The sequence below is a fragment of the Pseudomonas sp. YeP6b genome (assembly GCF_025642995.1).
In the GTDB taxonomy this organism is placed as follows: domain Bacteria; phylum Pseudomonadota; class Gammaproteobacteria; order Pseudomonadales; family Pseudomonadaceae; genus Aquipseudomonas.
On record NZ_CP080090.1, the window covers coordinates 1004579 to 1022628 of the forward strand.

General features: G+C 61.0%; 15 protein-coding genes. 4 read left to right on the forward strand and 11 right to left on the reverse strand.

Features of this window, described 5'->3' with window-relative positions; translation table 11 throughout:
* Positions 1-39: 39 nt before the first annotated feature.
* The 11 genes from purD to KZH41_RS04460 form a co-directional block, all read right to left on the reverse strand.
* Positions 40-1332, reverse strand: coding sequence for a phosphoribosylamine--glycine ligase (purD, locus tag KZH41_RS04410; protein ID WP_094949791.1), 1293 nt, complete (start codon positions 1330-1332; stop codon positions 40-42).
* Positions 1333-1471: 139 nt separating this feature from the next.
* On the reverse strand, positions 1472-3079 hold the full coding sequence (gene purH, locus KZH41_RS04415) for a bifunctional phosphoribosylaminoimidazolecarboxamide formyltransferase/IMP cyclohydrolase (RefSeq protein ID WP_094949792.1): 1608 nt from the start codon (positions 3077-3079) through the stop codon (positions 1472-1474).
* Positions 3080-3161: 82 nt separating this feature from the next.
* Positions 3162-3482: a DNA-binding transcriptional regulator Fis gene (gene fis, locus KZH41_RS04420; RefSeq protein WP_002555375.1), complete on the reverse strand. Its 321-nt coding sequence runs from the start codon at positions 3480-3482 to the stop codon at positions 3162-3164.
* Positions 3479-4492, reverse strand: coding sequence for a tRNA dihydrouridine synthase DusB (gene dusB / locus KZH41_RS04425; protein ID WP_242154184.1), 1014 nt, complete (start codon positions 4490-4492; stop codon positions 3479-3481). Before dusB ends, fis begins: the two co-directional genes overlap by 4 nt.
* Positions 4493-4675: 183 nt before the next feature.
* Positions 4676-5896 carry a DUF3426 domain-containing protein gene (locus KZH41_RS04430; protein WP_263274439.1) on the reverse strand — a complete coding sequence of 407 codons (1221 nt, stop codon included), beginning with the start codon at positions 5894-5896 and terminating at the stop codon, positions 4676-4678.
* Positions 5897-5926: 30 nt separating this feature from the next.
* Positions 5927-6805 carry a 50S ribosomal protein L11 methyltransferase gene (prmA, locus tag KZH41_RS04435; protein ID WP_263274440.1) on the reverse strand — a complete coding sequence of 293 codons (879 nt, stop codon included), beginning with the start codon at positions 6803-6805 and terminating at the stop codon, positions 5927-5929.
* Positions 6806-7103: 298 nt separating this feature from the next.
* Positions 7104-8465: an acetyl-CoA carboxylase biotin carboxylase subunit gene (gene accC / locus KZH41_RS04440; protein WP_094949796.1), complete on the reverse strand. Its 1362-nt coding sequence runs from the start codon at positions 8463-8465 to the stop codon at positions 7104-7106.
* 17 nt (positions 8466-8482) lie between these two features.
* The gene (accB, locus tag KZH41_RS04445; RefSeq protein ID WP_094949797.1) at positions 8483-8941 is read right to left on the reverse strand and encodes an acetyl-CoA carboxylase biotin carboxyl carrier protein; all 459 of its coding nucleotides are present in this window, start codon (positions 8939-8941) and stop codon (positions 8483-8485) included.
* Between the two features lie 24 nt (positions 8942-8965).
* Positions 8966-9421 (reverse strand): type II 3-dehydroquinate dehydratase, encoded by a 456-nt coding sequence (gene aroQ, locus KZH41_RS04450; protein WP_094949798.1) that lies wholly within the window; start codon positions 9419-9421, stop codon positions 8966-8968.
* Between the two features lie 296 nt (positions 9422-9717).
* Positions 9718-11679 carry a methyl-accepting chemotaxis protein gene (locus KZH41_RS04455; protein WP_094949799.1) on the reverse strand — a complete coding sequence of 654 codons (1962 nt, stop codon included), beginning with the start codon at positions 11677-11679 and terminating at the stop codon, positions 9718-9720.
* Positions 11680-11732: 53 nt separating this feature from the next.
* Positions 11733-13403 carry a response regulator gene (locus tag KZH41_RS04460; RefSeq protein WP_094949800.1) on the reverse strand — a complete coding sequence of 557 codons (1671 nt, stop codon included), beginning with the start codon at positions 13401-13403 and terminating at the stop codon, positions 11733-11735.
* 300 nt (positions 13404-13703) lie between these two features.
* On the opposite strand from KZH41_RS04460, the gene KZH41_RS04465 reads away from it, so the two are divergent.
* The 4 genes from KZH41_RS04465 to speA all read left to right on the forward strand — a co-directional run bounded on the left by KZH41_RS04465 (position 13704) and on the right by speA (position 17922).
* Positions 13704-14771, forward strand: coding sequence for a DUF2333 family protein (locus KZH41_RS04465; protein WP_094949801.1), 1068 nt, complete (start codon positions 13704-13706; stop codon positions 14769-14771).
* 2 nt (positions 14772-14773) lie between these two features.
* Entirely contained in the window at positions 14774-15310 is a 537-nt protein-coding gene (locus KZH41_RS04470; RefSeq protein WP_094949802.1) for an NUDIX hydrolase, read from the forward strand.
* A 182-nt stretch (positions 15311-15492) separates the two neighbouring features.
* Complete coding sequence (locus tag KZH41_RS04475) at positions 15493-15864, forward strand: translation initiation factor Sui1 (protein ID WP_094949803.1); 372 nt, start codon at positions 15493-15495, stop codon at positions 15862-15864.
* A 144-nt stretch (positions 15865-16008) separates the two neighbouring features.
* The gene (gene speA / locus KZH41_RS04480) at positions 16009-17922 is read left to right on the forward strand and encodes an arginine decarboxylase (protein WP_094949804.1); all 1914 of its coding nucleotides are present in this window, start codon (positions 16009-16011) and stop codon (positions 17920-17922) included.
* Positions 17923-18050: the final 128 nt, after the last annotated feature.

An 18050-nucleotide genomic window follows, 5' to 3' on the forward strand; every position in this document is an offset into this window, starting at 1 on the left:
CTTGCCTAACCGAACGGATAGCTACTTGAATGTAGCGCCTCAGTTGTTCTCGCCACGTTCACGGGCAATGGCGCGGTAGCCGATGTCCGTGCGGTAGAAGCAACCTTTCCAGTCGATTTTCGCGGCCAGCTTGTACGCCTGTTGTTGCGCGGCGTCGACACTGGCACCCATCGCGGTGGCGCACAAGACGCGGCCACCTGCGGTTACAACTTTGCCATCCTTGAGCGCGGTGCCCGCATGGAACACCTTACCTTCTAGCGTAGCAGCTGCGTCGAGGCCTTCAATCACATCGCCTTTGGCGTAATCGGCAGGGTAACCACCGGCCGCCAGCACGATGCCAACGCTCGGACGTGGGTCCCACTGCGCTTCAACCTTGTCCAGCGCCTGGGCCAGCGCGGCTTCCACCAGCAGCACCAAGCTCGATTGCAGGCGCAGCATCACTGGTTGAGTTTCCGGGTCACCAAAGCGGCAGTTGAACTCGATGACTTTCGGGTTACCGGCTTTGTCGATCATCAGGCCGGCATACAGGAAACCGGTGTACACATTGCCTTCGTCGGCCATGCCACGCACGGTCGGCCAGATCACCAGGTCCATCACGCGCTTGTGTACGTCGCTGGTGACCACTGGGGCCGGGGAGTAAGCACCCATGCCGCCGGTGTTCGGGCCAGTGTCAGCATCGCCGACGCGTTTGTGGTCTTGGCTGGTGGCCATTGGCAAGACGTTTTTGCCGTCGACCATCACGATAAAGCTGGCCTCTTCGCCGTCAAGGAACTCCTCGATGACCACGCGCGAACCGGCGTCACCGAAAGCGTTGCCGGCGAGCATGTCGCGCACGGCGTCTTCGGCTTCCTGCAGGGTCATCGCTACGATTACGCCTTTACCGGCGGCCAGGCCATCAGCCTTGATCACGATTGGCGCGCCTTTTTCACGCAGGTAAGCCAGTGCTGGCTCGATCTCGGTGAAGTTCTGGTAGTCGGCGGTCGGGATCTTGTGGCGCGCAAGGAAGTCTTTGGTGAACGCCTTGGAACCTTCCAGCTGGGCAGCGCCAGCGGTCGGGCCGAAGCAGTCCAGGCCACGGCTGCGGAACAGGTCCACAACGCCGGCAACCAGCGGCACTTCCGGGCCGACGATGGTCAGGGACACATTTTTTTCGGCAAAGTCAGCCAGTTGCTCCAGGGCCAATACGTCGATAGCGACGTTTTCGCACTTGGCTTCAATGGCGGTGCCGGCGTTGCCGGGGGCGACAAAAACTTTCTGGACACGCGGGTCCTGGGCAACTTTCCAGGCCAGGGCGTGTTCACGGCCACCGCTGCCAATGATCAAAACATTCATTTCATAAACCTCAAATTCTGTCAGTTGATCGTTCCCACGCTCCGCGTGGGAACGCAGCCCGGGACGTTCCGCGTCCCTCGGACGCAGAGCGTCCGTAGAGGCATTCCCACGCAGAGCGTGGGAACGATCTGTCGATCTGTCAGTGGCGGAAGTGGCGCATGCCGGTGAAGACCATGGCAATGCCGGCTTCGTCCGCAGCGGCGATGACTTCTGCATCACGCATTGAACCGCCCGGTTGGATCACGGCGGTAACACCGGCCTTCGCGGCATTGTCCAGGCCATCACGGAATGGGAAGAACGCATCGGAAGCCATTACCGAACCGACTACCTGCAAGCCTGCATGCTCAGCCTTGATCGCGGCGATACGCGCCGAGTTCACGCGGCTCATCTGGCCGGCGCCGACACCGATGGTCTGGCGGTTTTTGGCGTAGACGATGGCGTTGGACTTAACGTATTTGGCGACTTTCCAGGCGAAGATCAGGTCGTTGATTTCCTGCTCGGTTGGCGCGCGTTTGGTCACGACCTTCAGGTCTTCGCTGCCGATCATGCCGATGTCGCGGCTCTGTACCAGCAAGCCGCCGTTGACGCGCTTGTAGTCCCAGGCAGCGGCACGGTCAGCCGACCACTCGCCGCAGGCCAGCAGGCGCACGTTGGCTTTGGCGGCAACAATGGCGCGGGCCTCGATGCTGACGGAAGGGGCGATGATCACTTCGACGAACTGACGCTCGACGATGGCTTTGGCGGTTTCGGCATCCAGCTCGCGGTTGAAGGCGATGATGCCGCCGAACGCGGATTCGGTGTCGGTGGCATAGGCCAGTTCGTACGCCTGGCGGATACCGCCTTCAGCGTCCGGGCTCACAGCCACGCCGCACGGGTTGGCGTGCTTGACGATCACGCAGGCCGGCTTGACGAAGCTCTTCACGCATTCCAGCGCGGCGTCGGTGTCGGCCACGTTGTTGTAGGACAGCTCTTTGCCTTGCAACTGGGTTGCGGTGGCGATGCCGACTTCAGCCGGCTTGGCCTCAACGTAGAACGCCGCGCTCTGGTGCGGGTTCTCGCCGTAGCGCATTTCTTGGGCCTTGATGAACTGGCTGTTGAAGGTGCGCGGGAACTGGCTGCGACCTTCTGTGCTGAGGGTTTCAGCTGCCTGGTTCACGGTGCCCATGTAGTTGGCGATCATGCCGTCGTAGGCGGCGGTGTGTTCGAACGCCTTGAGCATCAGGTCGAAACGCTGGGCGTAGGTCAGGCCACCGGCTTTGAGGCTTTCGAGCACTTGGGCGTAGTCGCTGGCGTTAACCACGATGGCCACGTCTTTGTGGTTCTTGGCGGCAGAGCGGACCATGGTCGGGCCGCCGATATCGATGTTTTCGATGGCGGTCGGCAGGTCGCAGCCAGGCTTATTGATGGTGGCTTCGAACGGGTAGAGGTTAACGGCCACCAGGTCGATCGGCTTGATGCCGTGCTCGGTCATGATGGCGTCGTCGATACCGCGACGACCGAGGATGCCACCGTGGATTTTCGGGTGCAGGGTCTTGACCCGACCGTCCATCATTTCTGCGAAACCGGTGTAGTCCGCGACTTCTACTGCGGCCACGCCGTTGTCCTGCAGCAGTTTGAAGGTCCCGCCCGTGGAGAGGATTTCCACACCCAGGGCTTCCAGCTCCCGGGCAAATTCGAGGATCCCGGTCTTGTCGGAAACACTGATCAAGGCGCGGCGGATCGGCAGGCGGGTAGTCTGGTCGGTCATTTCAATTTCCATCAAAAGCAAAGGAGTCAGCAAAAAAGGCGTCCGTTTTTTACGCGGGCGCCTTTCTGGTTTGATTGAATGCTTACAGCAAATCGTACTGCTTGAGCTTTTTGCGCAAGGTGCCACGGTTGAGGCCCAGCAGCTCACTGGCTTTGGTCTGGTTGCCCTTGACGTAGTTCATCACGCTTTCGAGCAAGGGGGCCTCGACCTCGGAGAGCACCAGGTTGTACACGTCCGTGACGGAAGCGCCCTCAAGGTGGGCGAAATAATTGTGCAGCGCCTTCTCGACACTCCCGCGAAGGGTCTGGCCTTCTTCGCTCGGCGTGTTGAGGTGCTGTTTCAAATTGACGTTGTCGCTCACGGGTGTTGTTCCACTCACTAAAGTCTCGGTCATCATCGTCATGCGGCCACCCCCTCTCCGTCCCCTGTCCCCAGGCTCTTTTCGCGCTCGCTGAAAAACTCTCGAACGGTGGCGACCTGTGCTTGCGTATCATCCAAACGATTGAACTGGGCGCGAAACTCCCTGGCGCCCGGCAAGGTTGCGAGATACCAGCCGACATGCTTGCGAGCAATGCGTACTCCCATCACGTCTCCATAGAAGGCGTGCAGGGCGGCCAGATGCTCTAGCAGAATACGTTCCACCTCGGTCAGCTCCGGTGCCGGCAAGACTTCGCCGGTACGCAGAAAATGCTCGATCTCACGAAAAATCCATGGCCGCCCCTGGGCGGCCCGGCCTATCAACAAGCCATCGGCACCGGTTGCGTGCAGCACGCGCCGGGCTTTCTCGGCTGAATCGATATCGCCATTGGCAAACACCGGAATCGACACCGCCTGCTTGATCGCGGCAATGGTGTCGTACTCGGCTTCACCGGTGTAAAGGTCGGCGCGGGTGCGGCCATGCACCGCCAGCGCTGTAATGCCTGCCTGTTCGGCGATCTTCGCCACCGTCAGGCCGTTCTTGTTGTCCCGGTCCCAGCCGGTACGAATCTTCAGGGTGACCGGCACATCCACTGCCGCGACAACGGCCTGCAGGATCTCGGCTACCAATTGCTCATCTTTCAACAGGGCGGAACCGGCGGCCTTGTTGCAGACCTTCTTGGCCGGGCAGCCCATGTTGATATCGATGATCTGTGCGCCCAACTCCACGTTGGCCCGGGCCGCAGCCGCCAGCATCTGTGCATCACCACCGGCGATCTGGACCGAGCGGGGCTCGGGATCACCTTCGTGGATCATGCGCATCCGCGATTTGCGGGTGTTCCACAAGCTCATGTCGCTGGTGACCATTTCAGAGACTACTAGACCCGCGCCCAAACGCTTGCACAGCTGACGAAAGGGCTGGTCGGTGACGCCCGCCATCGGGGCGAGGATCAAGCCGTTTGGCAATGTGTATGGGCCGATGCGTACCGCCGACATAGGACTTCCCTGTTGTGGGGCCGGATCATTAGAGTTCGAAAAAGGGTTGGCATGATACCCGCTCTCGATGACTGGATAAAGGCTGAATTGGATAAAATCTGAACAGTTATTTCTTTATCGCCGCTGGTTTGGTTGCGCAGCCCAGTCAATAATCTGCCGTCAAACCTCGACGCGTGTGGCGCCTCACTCGGGCGAGTGGAAACTCAGGCTGTAATTCACGGCTTTATTGCCTGGATCGAGGATGTCCAGGGAGATATGGATCGGTGTCTGCGAAGGCATTTCGCTCACTCCGGCAAGCTCACCACTCAGGTATTCGGCCGGTTTGAAGCGACGACTGGCAATCAGTCCGCCGTTCAAATCGGCAAAGCGCAGTTCCAGCAGCGGGAAGGGCTGGGAGAACGTCGCGCGGTTATAGAGGATTGCATCCACAACCAGCGCTCCGGCGAACTCCGGGTTGCTGCGCACCACCAGGTTGCTGCTCTTGATATGTGCGATATCGACCCGTGATGGCACGGTGCAGCCCAGTGTGGGGCACAGTTGCTGGAACCATGGGCGGTAGGCGTCCTGGCGGGCCAGTTCGTCGAATTGATAGGCGATGTACTGGCCTGCGAGGCCCGCAGCAGCCAGCAAAACCAGGATGATCCAGATAAGGCGACGGCCCCAGCCGGACGGACGTTTCTGCGCGTAAAGATGCAGTGGGTCGTCTTCCAGGTCCTGGAGGACTTCGTCGTGAAGGCCGGCATCGGGGCGCGGGCGCTTGCGACGCGGCTGAGGGCGTTCTTCAGGCTCGGGCTCGTCCACGGCATGGGTCAGGGGCGTGAACGGCGGGTCGAAGTCGTCATCGTCAGGGGAGGAGCGCAACAGCGGCTCTTTGTCGATATCGCCCGTGTGAAACGACATCGATGGCTCGGTGCGCTGCTTGGTCGCAGCCGCCGGTTCAGGCTCGTCTTCGGGCGCTTGGGGGCGTTCTTCAGGCGGTTCGCTGAACAGGCTGGCGGCCCATTTTTCTTCGTCGGCCTTAACGGTGCCGCGGGTGGCGCTGAGTGAGTCCTCAGGTTGCCGGCGGTCGACGTTTGCCTGACGGCGTTCCAGCTTGGCCAGTTCTTCGTCGAGGTCCAGGTTGTCGAGGTCCAGGTCTTCGGCGGCCCACTGTTTCTGGCTGATGGCCCTTGGTATTGCGGGGGCTGCCTTGGGCGTCGGTTGAACCGCTGGTTCAACCGCAGCTGGCTGTTCAGGTTTCGACGCTGATGCCCCGGCACGCTGCTCCAGCAACTGGCGAATCGCGTTGAACACTTGCAGGCACGAGCCGCAACGTACCACGCCACGGGCCACGTTCAATTGAGCGTGGCTGACGCGAAAACGCGCTTGGCAATGTGGGCACTGGGTGACGAAACTGTCGGTCATGCGGCCATCCGATTCAGGCAAGCGCTCATTCTAGCGCCGACGCCCACTGATGCGTACCCAGCCATCGCGGTTGGCGATCGGGTCCAGCTCGAAGTCCTTAGCATAGGCCGCCGCCACATCTTCGCCTTGCTCGGCGAGGATGCCCGACAGCGCCAGGCGGCCACCTGGCTTGACCAGGCTCGACAGCTGCGGCGCCAGGGCTATCAGTGGCCCTGCGAGGATGTTGGCCACCAACACATCGGCCTGCACCTGGGGCAGTTGCTCCGGCAGGTAGAGTGGGAATTTGCCCTCAGGGATGTGGTTGCGCCCAGCGTTATCGCGGGAGGCTTCCAGGGCTTGCACGTCGATGTCCGTGCCTACGGCTTGCTTGGCGCCCAGCAGCAGGGCGGCAATCGCCAGGATCCCTGAGCCGCAGCCGAAATCGAGCACGTTGCAGTCGGCCAGGTCCTGGCCGTCGAGCCATTCCAGGCACAGCGCGGTGGTGGGGTGGGTGCCGGTGCCGAACGCCAGGCCCGGGTCGAGCAGCAGGTTGACCGCCTCTGGCTCAGGCGCGGCGTGCCAGCTCGGCACGATCCACAGGCGCTGGCCGAAACGCATCGGCTGGAAGTTGTCCATCCAACTGCGCTCCCAGTCCTGGTCTTCGATCACTTCGCTGTGATGCTCGGGCAGCGGGCTACCGGTGAGCAGTTGCATATGGGCCAGGACGGCGGCGGCATCGGTGCCGTCTTCGAACAGGGCCAGCAAGTGGGTGTGGGACCACAGCGGCGTGGTGTTGAGTTCGGGTTCGAAGATCGGTTGGTCTTCGGCGTCCATGAAGGTCACCGACACGGCGCCCACTTCGAGGAACGCGTCTTCGTAGGTTTCGGCTTGTTCTGGGCTGATGGCGAGACGGACTTGCAGCCAAGGCATGGCGGGCACCTTTGAAAAAATGAGTGTGCGACCGGCTGGGTCGCGAAAGGGCGCAAGTTTACGCGAGCGGCGTGCAGAAGACGACTGTGCTGACTGCACACTCAGTCCAAATGTGGGAAGGGCTTATGTGGGAGCTGGCTTGCCTGCGATGCAGGCGCCTCGGTCTTTCCTGGTACCGGTGCGATGCTATCGCAGGCAAGCCAGCTCCCACACAAGCCAGCGCCCACAGGATTTTGTGCTGTTCTTGATAGCCCAGAAACAACAAAGCCGCCCGAAGGCGGCTTTGTTGGGGGAACACTTACTGGTTAGCCAGCTTGTGTTCCAGGTAGTGAATGTTCACACCACCTTCGCAGAAGCCTTCATCACGAACCAGATCCCGATGCAGTGGGATGTTGGTTTTGATGCCGTCAACCACGATTTCGTCCAGGGCGTTACGCATACGGGCCATGGCCTCGTCGCGGGTAGCGCCCCAGGTGATCAGCTTGCCGATCAGCGAGTCGTAGTTGGACGGAACCTTGTAGCCGCTGTACAGGTGCGAATCGACGCGAACGCCGTTGCCGCCTGGAGCATGGAAATGCTTGACCAGGCCTGGACTTGGGATAAAGGTTTTCGGGTCTTCGGCGTTGATCCGGCACTCCAGGGAGTGGCCGTGGATCTTTACGTCGTCCTGGGTAAAGGACAGCACATTGCCGGCGGCGATGCTCAGCATCTCCTTGACGATGTCGATACCGGTGACCATCTCCGACACCGGGTGCTCTACCTGCACACGAGTGTTCATCTCGATGAAGTAGAAACGGCCGTTCTCGTAGAGGAACTCGAAAGTACCGGCGCCACGGTAGTTGATGTCGATGCAGGCCTTGACGCAACGAGCCAGAACTTCCTGGCGCGCGGTTTCATCCAGGCCCGGTGCCGGTGCTTCTTCCAGTACCTTCTGGTGACGACGTTGCAGCGAGCAATCGCGGTCGCCCAGGTGGATGGCGTGGCCTTGGCCGTCGGACAGAACCTGCACTTCCACGTGACGTGGGTTAGTCAGGTACTTCTCCAGGTAGACCATCGGGTTGCCGAACCAGGCAGCCGCTTCAGAGCGAGTCTGTTTGGCGGCTTCGATCAGCTCTTCTTCCTTGTGCACCACGCGCATGCCGCGACCACCACCGCCACCGGCGGCCTTGATGATCACCGGGTAGCCGACTTCACGACCAATGCGCAGAGCCGTTTCTTCGTCTTCAGGCAGTGGGCCGTCGGAACCTGGAACGGTGGGTACGCCGGCGGCGATCATGGCGTCCTTGGCCGATACCTTGTCGCCCATCAGGCGAATGGTGTCGGCTTTCGGGCCGATGAAGGCAAACCCGGATTTTTCCACCTGTTCGGCGAAATCGGCGTTTTCCGCGAGGAAGCCGTAGCCCGGGTGGATGCCATCAGCGCCGGTCACTTCAGCGGCCGCGATGATGTTGGAGACTTTCAGGTACGAGTTGGTCGCCAGTGGCGGGCCGATGCAGATGCCCTCGTCGGCCAGCTTCACGTGCATCAATTCGGTGTCGGCCGTCGAGTAAACAGCGACGGTCTTGATGCCCTCTTCCTTACAGGCGCGCAGGATACGCAGCGCGATCTCGCCGCGGTTGGCGATCAGGACTTTTTGCAGTTTCTTCGCAGGTTTCAACATCGAAGGCGCTCCGCGGTTCAAACGATGGTGAACAGCGGCTGGTCGTACTCAACCGGCTGACCGTTTTCTACCAGGATGGATTCGATGACGCCGGCTTTTTCAGCTGTGATGTGGTTCATCATTTTCATCGCTTCAACGATGCAGATGGTGTCGCCCACTTTCACGGTCTTGCCGACTTCAACGAAGGCTGGCGAGGTTGGTGCCGGGGTGCGGTAGAACGTACCGACCATTGGCGACTTGACCACGAAGCCGTTCAGTACAGGCGCAGCCGGTGCGGCAGGCGCTGCAGCAGCAGGTGCGGCGGCTGGAGCAGCCGCTGGAGCCGGTGCTTGCATTTGCGGTGCGTAGAACTGTTGGGCTGGGGTCTTGCTGTGACGGCTGATCCGTACGGACTCCTCGCCTTCCTTGATTTCCAGCTCGTCGATACCGGATTCTTCCAGCAGTTCGATCAGTTTCTTAACTTTACGGATATCCATGAATCATCAACTCCCAAGGGTCGGTCAGGGGCGCTTGGCCGGTTGTTCAAGCTGTTCCAGGGCGGCCTCCAGGGCCAGTCGGTAACCGCTGGCGCCAAGGCCGCAGATCACTCCTACCGCTACGTCGGAGAAGTAAGAGTGATGGCGGAAAGGTTCGCGTTTGTACACGTTGGACAAATGCACTTCGATGAATGGGATGCTCACCGCCAGCAGCGCGTCACGTAATGCAACACTCGTGTGCGTAAAAGCGGCGGGATTGATCAGGATAAAGTCCACGCCTTCGCCGCGCGCGGCATGGATGCGATCAATCAATTCGTACTCGGCATTGCTTTGCAGGTAGAGCAAATGGTGGCCGGCATCACGAGCCCTCTGTTCCAGATCGAGGTTGATCTGTTCCAGGGTCACTGCCCCGTAGACGCCCGGTTCGCGGGTGCCGAGCAGGTTCAGGTTGGGTCCGTGAAGAACCAATAAGGTCGCCATCGGCTGTTCCTTGTTATTGATGTGGGTACGGCAGAACTCGGCGACTATGCCGCAAAGCGTTTGTGACTGTCCAGTTCTATGCAGTAGGCGGCACGATTAGCGAGGATTGCGAAAAATTTGTGACTGCGGGTCAGATTCCGGTCATTGGTAAGACGGCCCGAAATCGGCGCGGATCCACTGTGGTAGCGGGCTTGCCTGCGATAGCGGCAGGTCAGCCAGCCTATCTTGCACAGGCATACCGCTATCGCAGGCAAGCCCGCTCCCACATTTTAATCTCCGCATGACGGGCGATTGGGTCAGACGCGGAAGGCTTGCACGGCCGTGTTGAGCTGCCCGCCCAGCACCAGCAGGTGTTCGCCTTGGCGACGGCCCTGGCCAATGCGCAGCAAATTGTCCTCACCCAGCTGGTGAATCCGCTCGCTGTTATCGCGAATCTCACTGACGGCGCCACTTTGCTGTGCGGTTACATCGGCGATGCGCACCGCCGTGTCGGAAATGGTTTGGATAGCCCCGACGATTTCATCCAAGGCACCGTCCGCCGCCTGGGCTTGCTGGGCAGTGGCTTCGGCGTGTTCGACCTGGGTGCGCATGCCTTGCACCGATTGGTGGGCGGCGGTTTGCAGGCCGGCGATCAGCGTCTGGATTTCGGCCGTGGCGCCGGCGGTGCGTTGCGCCAGCGAGCGCACTTCATCGGCGACCACGGCAAACCCGCGCCCGGCCTCACCGGCACGCGCAGCTTCGATGGCGGCGTTGAGCGCCAGCAGGTTGGTCTGGTCGGCAATCGCGCGAATCACCGTCAGCACACCGCCAATGGTGGCGGATTCTTCGGCGAGTTTTTCGATCATCTGCGCGTTTTGCTGCACTTCGCCCACCAGGGCATGCAGCCCGGTCAGGCTCAGGCCGATCACGCGTTGGCCCTGTTCCACGGCCTGGCCCGCACTGCGGCTGGCACCGGCGGCCTGGCTGGCATCACCGGCCACTTGCTGGATGGTCGCCTCCAGTTCACCCAGCGAATCACGGATCTGCGCGGTGTCCCCGGCCTGGCGCTCGGCACCGTCGTGCAGACCGCTGCTCAGCTCGGCGAGGGCGCGGCTGCTACCGGCCACTTCTTCGGCATTGCCGCGAATGGTGCCGACCAAATCGACCAGATAAGCGCGCAGGCGGTTGAGCGAGGCTTCGATATCGTGCAGCTCGCGGTTGGTCTTGCCCAAGGCAATCGGTCGGCTGAAGTCGCCTTCGGCCCAGGTCGACAAGGCGGGTGCGAGGTTGGTGAGTACGCGCGCCAGCTTCCTTTGTAGCGTGTCGATCAGCAGCGCGATCAGCAGAATCAGGCCGATCATCACGCCTTGCATCAGGCGCACTTCGCCCTGGATCTTGGCGTGTTGCGCGCGCACTACCGGCTCCAGGCCAGCGATGGCTTGCTGCACGGTAGCGATTTTCACATGGGTGCTGTCGGCCAGCGCGGTGCGCAGTTGGATCTGGTCGCGGGTGCGTTTGAGTTCGGCGGGGTAGCGGGTCAGCAGGCTGTTGAGTTCGCGCTTGAGGTCGACGCCAGTGTCTTGGGCTTCGGTTTTCTCGGTGTTTTCCAGGCCCATCATGGCGGAAAAGTCATCAGTGTTGGACTCGGCACTGGCCTTAACGCCGAGCAACGGCAGCTGCGCCAAGAGGTCCGCCTGGGTGCGGATGCTGGCGACTTCGCGCTCCACATCATCCGCCAGTTCCGCGCGCCCGCTGCTCACCAGCTTGTCGCGGGCCAGGGACAGCTTGCCCAAGTGCTGGGACGCGGCCAGCAACGGCGGCAGATAACGCGAGGCCTCGGGCGAGTTGACGCCCATGGCGTACTGGCTCAGTTGCTCCAGGTTCGCGCCCAATTCGCGTTCGGCTTGCAACAGCAGGGCTTGCGGGTCGCCGGCCAGTTTGCCGGCGGCCAGCAGGTCGGTTTTGCTGAAGGTGTCGAGGTCTACCAGGCTGGGACGCAGGTTTTGCGCCAGCTCTGCGGGCAGTTCGTCCAAGTGCTGCAACAGGCTTTCGAGGCTCTGGCCGGCACTGCTCAAGCGCAGGGCATCGCCGCTGGCCAAATAGTCGTCGATGTTGCGCGCGGCTTGGTTCTGAAAGGTTTGCGACAGGCCCAGGTAGCGTTCCATCAGCAAATAAGGCCGCTCCAGCGCCCGTTGCGACCACCACAGCGTCGCCCCAAGCGCCAGGCACACGGCCACCAGAAGGAGGGTATTCAGATTGGTCAGCAGCTTCAGGCGCATGCGTGGTTTCAACCGACAGCAAAAGATAAGTGCCTGAAGTTATTGCGTTTCCATTACAGAGTTATGACGGATTCAGTGGATTCCGGTGAAAAGGTGGCACTTTGCTTTGACGTGCGCGCGGCTTGCACGCGGTTACGTCCGGCGTTCTTGGCGCGGTATAGCGCCTCATCCGCCTGGGCGGCCATCATCAAACTGTCGGAGCCGTCGCACAGCTCCACCAGCCCGGCGCTGAAGGTGCACCACAAATCCTGCGGCTGGGCCGGGTAATGAATTTCGGCAAAACGCCCGCGGATTTCGTCCAGCACCTTGCAGGCCGATTCCAGGTCGGTGTCGGGCATCACGATGGCGAATTCTTCACCGCCGTAGCGGCCGATGTAGTCGGTCTTGCGCAAACGCTGTTTGAGAAACAGCGCCAGGCTCTTGATCACACGGTCGCCCATCGGGTGGCCGTGGCTGTCATTGACCCGCTTGAAGTGGTCGATGTCGAGCATGGCAAAGCTCAACGGCTTGTTCTCGCGGCGCGCGCGGAAGCTGCAGTCTTCGAGCAATTGCAGGATATGGGTGTGGTTGTACAGCCCGGTCAGGCTGTCACGGACCATCCGCGCCTTGAGGTTGCGTGCGCGGGCGGCGCGGTTGCGCACGGTGGTGATCAAGTGGCGCGGCTTGATCGGCTTGGTGAGGAAGTCGTCGCCGCCTTCGCTCATGGCATCCAACTGCTTATCCAGGTCGTCTTCGGCCGACAGGTAGATGATTGGCACGCTGACGTAACGGTCGTTGTGGCGAATTACCTTGGCCAGCTCGGTGCCGGTACAGGCGGGCATGTACATGTCGAGGATAATCAGGTCCGGCTGGAAGTCCGCCAGCTCGGCCATCGCCTGGATCGGCTCGATCAAGGTGCGCGTGACGATGCCGGCGCTGTTGAGCAGGCGCTCGGTGTGCAGGGCCTGGGCGCGCGAGTCGTCGATGATCAGCACTCTATACGGCTCGTACTGAGCGACGCAGGTCAGCACTTCGATTTTTTCCAGCAGGCTCGAAGCCTCGAGGGTGCCGGTGAGAAATTCCTGACCGCCGGCGCGCACGGCGGCCAAGCGCGTCGGCGTGTCGGTTTCATGCAGGCTGAAAAACAGCAGCGGCAGCTTTTGTTCCAGGCCTTCCTGGGCTTCGGCGGCGAGCGTGAGGCCCAGGCCAGGGCCGCAGAAATCCACATCCATTACGATCACAGAGGGCAGGCGCTCGGCCAGGGAGGCGCGAAACGCCGCCACGCTGTCGAGGGGCTGGGCGCTCATGCCAAAGAATTCCAGCTGCTTGGCCAGGCGTTCGGCGCGGTCGTGATCGGCCAGCATCACGTAGATCGGCTTGCGCATCGGCGGCAGGAAGGTTTGTTCCAGCTGGTCGCCCTGGCGCAGGCCGGTGCGGGACAGGCGCTGCATCAGGCGGTTGAGCTCGGTGATCACTTGGCTGCTCAGGCGGCCGCGATTTTCATCGACCACCTTGAGCGATTCGCCAATATGCCGCGCCAGTTGGCCATGCTCGGGCTGTTCGAAACGCTCGGCAAAGCGCAGCAGGCGCAGGTTGGCTTCGCTGAGTTCGGACAAATCGGTGTTCGACCATTCGCTGCGTTGCAGGCGCTGCCAGATCTCAAGAATTTGACGTGCCTGATGAATTACCCGCTGGGCAAAATGGTGCTTGAGACGCTCACGGCTCGGGTCTTCTGACTCGGTCATATCCTGACTACTAGTTAGGCTGCATGCTGAGGTCGACTGATGGCTCTATGCTAGCACCTCTTTTCTCTTACATGAGTGTCATACGTCAATTAAGTACAAGTCTGTGCCATTCAATTTTTGACTTGATGGTCGCGCAGCGTAAAAAACGTGCATCCTTTATAGTCCTACTTCCTCCCATGCGCCGCTTTCGGTTAAAAGCCCCGCGCCGATGGGCACGATGGGGTAGGGTTGTGGTCGGAGTGTTTGAACGCACCCGGACAAATGACGTGCATGAACTCAAGTGATTGAAAGGATATCGCCATGCTGGACTGGAAAAACCGCGCAGGCACTGCCAAAGGCCCCGCCCCTGAGCCCAAGTCGGCCAACCGTAGCTACGTTCGCAACCTGGTGATGAGCCGAGCCGTGCTCAGCGTGCTGGGTTTGTACCTGTTGGTCACCGGCGGCCTGGGTTGGTACTGGAGCGAAGAGCCCGCGCTGTTCCCGGTCCAGCAAAATGCCCAGCTTGCCGCCGAGAAGGAAGGCAAGCAGATGGTGGTGGGCTACACCACCGTCGAAACCCTCAAGACCGTGGTCAGCACCTTGCTGAACAAGCCTGGTGGCTACATTTCCAACGACCGTTTCCCGCCAGGCTTGTGGATGGACAACATGCCGAGCTGGGAATATGGCGTGTTGGTGCAGGTGCGTGACCTGACCCGTGCGCTGCGTAAAGACTTCGCCCGTTCCCAGTCGCAGTCGGCTGAAGACGCCGACTTGGCCAAGGCCGAGCCGCGTTTCAACTTCGACAACAAGAGCTGGGTGCTGCCGTCCAGCGAGTCGGAGTACCAGGAAGGCATTAACTCCCTGAGCCGCTACGAAGCACGCCTGTCAGACCCGAACCAACGCGGCGCGCTGTTCTATGCCCGCGCCGACAACCTGAACAACTGGCTGGGGGACGTCGCTACCCGCTTAGGTTCGTTGTCGCAACGCCTGTCGGCCAGTGTTGGCCGGGTGAAACTGAACACCGCGCTGAAAACCGAAGCCCTGGCGCCGGGTGAAGTGCCGCAGCTCGATGAGGAAGTGGTGGAAACCCCATGGATGCAGATCGACAACGTGTTCTACGAAGCCCGTGGCCAGGCGTGGGCACTGTCCCACCTGTTGCGCGCCATCGAAGTCGACTTTGCCGACGTGCTGGCCAAGAAAAACGCCACCGTCAGCGTGCGCCAGATCATTCGTGAGCTGGAGGCCTCGCAGGAGCCGGTTTGGAGTCCTATGATTCTTAACGGCAGTGGCTTTGGCATCCTCGCCAACCACTCGCTGGTCATGGCCAACTATATTTCCCGGGCAAACGCCGCAGTGATCGACTTGCGTCAGCTCCTCAACCAGGGTTGATGATGGACGCTAGTCACAACGAGGCCGCGCACCGCGCGGCCTCTGATGCTGAACTGATCGATTGGGTCGACGAGCAGGACAACCTGCTCGGCACCCTCGTCAGGTCCGACCTTCGCCAGCGCGGCCTTATCGGCCGTTGCACCTTTATTTTCCTGTTCAATTCAGCCGGTGAGCTGTGTGTGCATCGGCGCACCCTGAGCAAAGCCATGTACCCCGGCTTCTGGGACACGGCGGCGGGTGGGATGGTCGCGGCAGGCGAGAGCTACGCTGATTCGGCAGCCCGCGAGCTGGAAGAAGAGCTTGGGGTGGCGGGTGTGCAATTGACCGAGCATGACCATTTCTACTTTGAGGATGGCGACAGTCGGCTCTGGTGCAAATCCTACTCGGCGGTCTGGGATGGCCCGTTGCACCTGCAGCCGGAGGAAGTCATGGAGGCGCGCTTTTTACCCATAGAAATTGTCCTACAGGAAGCTGAACAAAAGCCTTACTGCCCGGACGCTCAAGAGGGCTTGCGGCGCTATCTGGCCTCGCGTCGCTAAAGTTGCATAAATTGGCGCTATTTGGCTCTTAGCAAGTCGGCTTTTTGCCGTTACACTGCGCGACTTTTCCCCCGAACCACCTTTGCGGTTCGGTAGCGCTGCCCCTGCCTGAGTGGGGCTTCGCGGTCGGTGATCCTCATTGCGAGCACCGATCAGTCTTTGTCCTCCCAAGAGGATTGCCGGTGGCCAAAAAAGCCGCATCCTTCGCCGCCCTTGGTGGCCTGGTATTTTCCACCGACGCAGGTCGACACTGCCCGGACTGTCGTCAGCCCGTGGATTCGTGCACCTGCAAACAAACCCTGATCCCTGAAGGCGACGGCATTGCCCGCGTGCGACGCGAGAGTAAAGGCCGTGGTGGCAAGACGGTGACCACCATCACCGGCGCGCCGCTTGCAGAAGACGCTCTCAAGGAATTGGCCACCACGCTGAAAAAGCGCTGTGGCACCGGTGGCGCGTTGAAAGACGGGGTCATCGAGATTCAGGGCGATCACGTCGAGTTGCTGTTGGCCGAGCTGATCAAGCTCGGGTACAAGGCCAAGAAGTCCGGCGGCTGAAAGCCTCTTCCCAACCTGTGTCTAAACTCTGTCCTGCGAGTGAGGTCTTACCTTGCTCACAGGCAAATCGTCATTTTCATTCTTTAGACTGCGCCAGCCTCAAACCAGGGGCGGCGCCTTCGCCTTCATTTATAGGGGACTTCGATGTCCGTACGACGCACACGCAAAGACGATGGCAGCCAATGGACAGTTGCGGACAGCCGCAGTGTTTACGGGATTCGCCATTGGGGGGCCGGGTATTTCGCGATCAATGAAGCCGGTCGCGTTGAAGTCCGTCCGAACGGCCCGAACAGCACGCCTGTCGATCTGTACGAGCAAGTCGACGAGCTGCGCAAGAGCGGCCTGTCCTTGCCGTTGCTGGTGCGCTTCCCCGATATCCTGCAAGACCGCGTGCGCCAGCTGACCGGTGCATTCGACGCCAACATCGAGCGCCTGGAATACCAGAGCAAGTACACCGCGCTGTACCCGATCAAGGTGAACCAGCAGGAAGCGGTGATCGAGAACATCATTGCCACCCAAGACGTGTCCATCGGCCTGGAAGCCGGCTCCAAGCCTGAGCTGCTGGCCGTGCTGGCCCTGGCGCCGAAGGGCGGCACCATCGTTTGCAACGGTTACAAAGACCGTGAGTTCATCCGCCTCGCGCTGATGGGCCAGAAGCTCGGCCACAACGTGTTCATCGTGATCGAGAAAGAATCCGAAGTGGCGTTGGTGATCGAAGAGGCCGCCAACCTCAAGGTCAAGCCACAGGTCGGCCTGCGCGTGCGCTTGTCGTCCCTGGCGTCGAGCAAATGGGCGGACACCGGTGGTGAGAAGTCCAAGTTCGGTTTGTCGGCGGCGCAACTGCTGTCGGTGGTCGAGCGCTTCCGCGACGCCGGCCTCGACCAGGGCATCCGCCTGCTGCACTTCCACATGGGCTCGCAGATCGCCAACCTGGCCGACTACCAGCACGGGTTCAAGGAAGCCATTCGTTACTACGGCGAACTGCGCAACCTCGGCCTGCCGGTGGACCACATCGACGTCGGTGGCGGCTTGGGCGTGGACTACGACGGTACGCACTCGCGTAACGCCAGCTCGATCAACTACGACATGGACGACTACGCCGGTGTGGTCGTGGGCATGCTCAAGGAATTCTGCGACGCGCAGAGCCTGCCGCACCCGAACATTTTCTCCGAAAGCGGCCGCTCCCTGACCGCCCACCACGCCATGCTGGTGGTGCAAGTCACCGACGTCGAGAAGCACAACGACGAAATCCCGCTGATCGAGAACAAGGAAAACCTGCCGGAAACCGTGCAATGGCTGGTGGACCTGCTGGGCCCGACCGACATTGAAATGGTCACCGAGACCTACTGGCGCGCCACGCACTACATGAGCGACGTGGCCACCCAGTACGCCGACGGCAAACTGACCCTGGCGGAAAAAGCCCTCGCCGAACAGTGCTACTTCGCCGTGTGCCGCCGCCTGCACAACTCGTTGAAAGCCCGCCAGCGCTCGCACCGCCAGGTGCTGGACGAACTCAATGACAAGCTGGCCGACAAGTACATCTGCAACTTCTCGGTGTTCCAGAGCCTGCCGGACACCTGGGCCATCGGCCAGGTATTGCCTATTCTGCCGTTGCACCGTCTCGACGAAGAGCCGCTGCGCCGTGCGGTATTGCAGGACCTGACCTGCGACTCCGACGGCAAGATCAAGCAATACGTCGACGAGCAGAGCATCGAGACCAGCCTGCCGGTACACGCCTTGAACGACGGTGAAGACTACTTGCTGGGCATCTTCCTGGTCGGCGCTTACCAGGAAATCCTCGGCGACATGCACAACCTGTTCGGTGACACCGACTCGGTGAACATCTACCAGCGTGAAGACGGGTCTGTGTACAGTGCCGGGATCGAAACCCACGACACCATCGAAGACATGCTGCGCTATGTGCACTTGTCGCCGGAGGAGTTGATGACGCATTACCGTGACAAGTGCGCGAGCGCGAAGATCAGTGCGGCGGAGCGTACGCAGTTTCTGGATGCGTTGCGGTTGGGTTTGACGCGGTCTTCGTACCTGTCGTCGTAACTGAAGTGACCCGGCTCTAATGTTGGAGCCGGGCTTGTGTGGGAGCTGGCTTGCCTGCGATAGCATCACCGCGGACTGTTTGATCGATCGCGGTGATGCTATCGAGGGCAAGCCCGGCTCCCACATGT

Bases quoted from the DNA above. Each gene is read 5' to 3' on its own strand.
- accB (WP_094949797.1), bottom strand. From the start codon at position 8,941: ATGGATATCCGTAAAGTTAAGAAACTGATCGAACTGCTGGAAGAATCC.
- purH (WP_094949792.1), bottom strand. From the start codon at position 3,079: ATGACCGACCAGACTACCCGCCTGCCGATCCGCCGCGCCTTGATCAGT.
- KZH41_RS04465 (WP_094949801.1), top strand. From the start codon at position 13,704: ATGCTGGACTGGAAAAACCGCGCAGGCACTGCCAAAGGCCCCGCCCCT.
- KZH41_RS04460 (WP_094949800.1), bottom strand. From the start codon at position 13,403: ATGACCGAGTCAGAAGACCCGAGCCGTGAGCGTCTCAAGCACCATTTT.
- KZH41_RS04430 (WP_263274439.1), bottom strand. From the start codon at position 5,896: ATGACCGACAGTTTCGTCACCCAGTGCCCACATTGCCAAGCGCGTTTT.
- KZH41_RS04470 (WP_094949802.1), top strand. From the start codon at position 14,774: ATGGACGCTAGTCACAACGAGGCCGCGCACCGCGCGGCCTCTGATGCT.
- prmA (WP_263274440.1), bottom strand. From the start codon at position 6,805: ATGCCTTGGCTGCAAGTCCGTCTCGCCATCAGCCCAGAACAAGCCGAA.
- dusB (WP_242154184.1), bottom strand. From the start codon at position 4,492: ATGTCGGCGGTACGCATCGGCCCATACACATTGCCAAACGGCTTGATC.
- fis (WP_002555375.1), bottom strand. From the start codon at position 3,482: ATGACGATGATGACCGAGACTTTAGTGAGTGGAACAACACCCGTGAGC.
- accC (WP_094949796.1), bottom strand. From the start codon at position 8,465: ATGTTGAAACCTGCGAAGAAACTGCAAAAAGTCCTGATCGCCAACCGC.
- aroQ (WP_094949798.1), bottom strand. From the start codon at position 9,421: ATGGCGACCTTATTGGTTCTTCACGGACCCAACCTGAACCTGCTCGGC.
- KZH41_RS04455 (WP_094949799.1), bottom strand. From the start codon at position 11,679: ATGCGCCTGAAGCTGCTGACCAATCTGAATACCCTCCTTCTGGTGGCC.
- speA (WP_094949804.1), top strand. From the start codon at position 16,009: ATGTCCGTACGACGCACACGCAAAGACGATGGCAGCCAATGGACAGTT.
- purD (WP_094949791.1), bottom strand. From the start codon at position 1,332: ATGAATGTTTTGATCATTGGCAGCGGTGGCCGTGAACACGCCCTGGCC.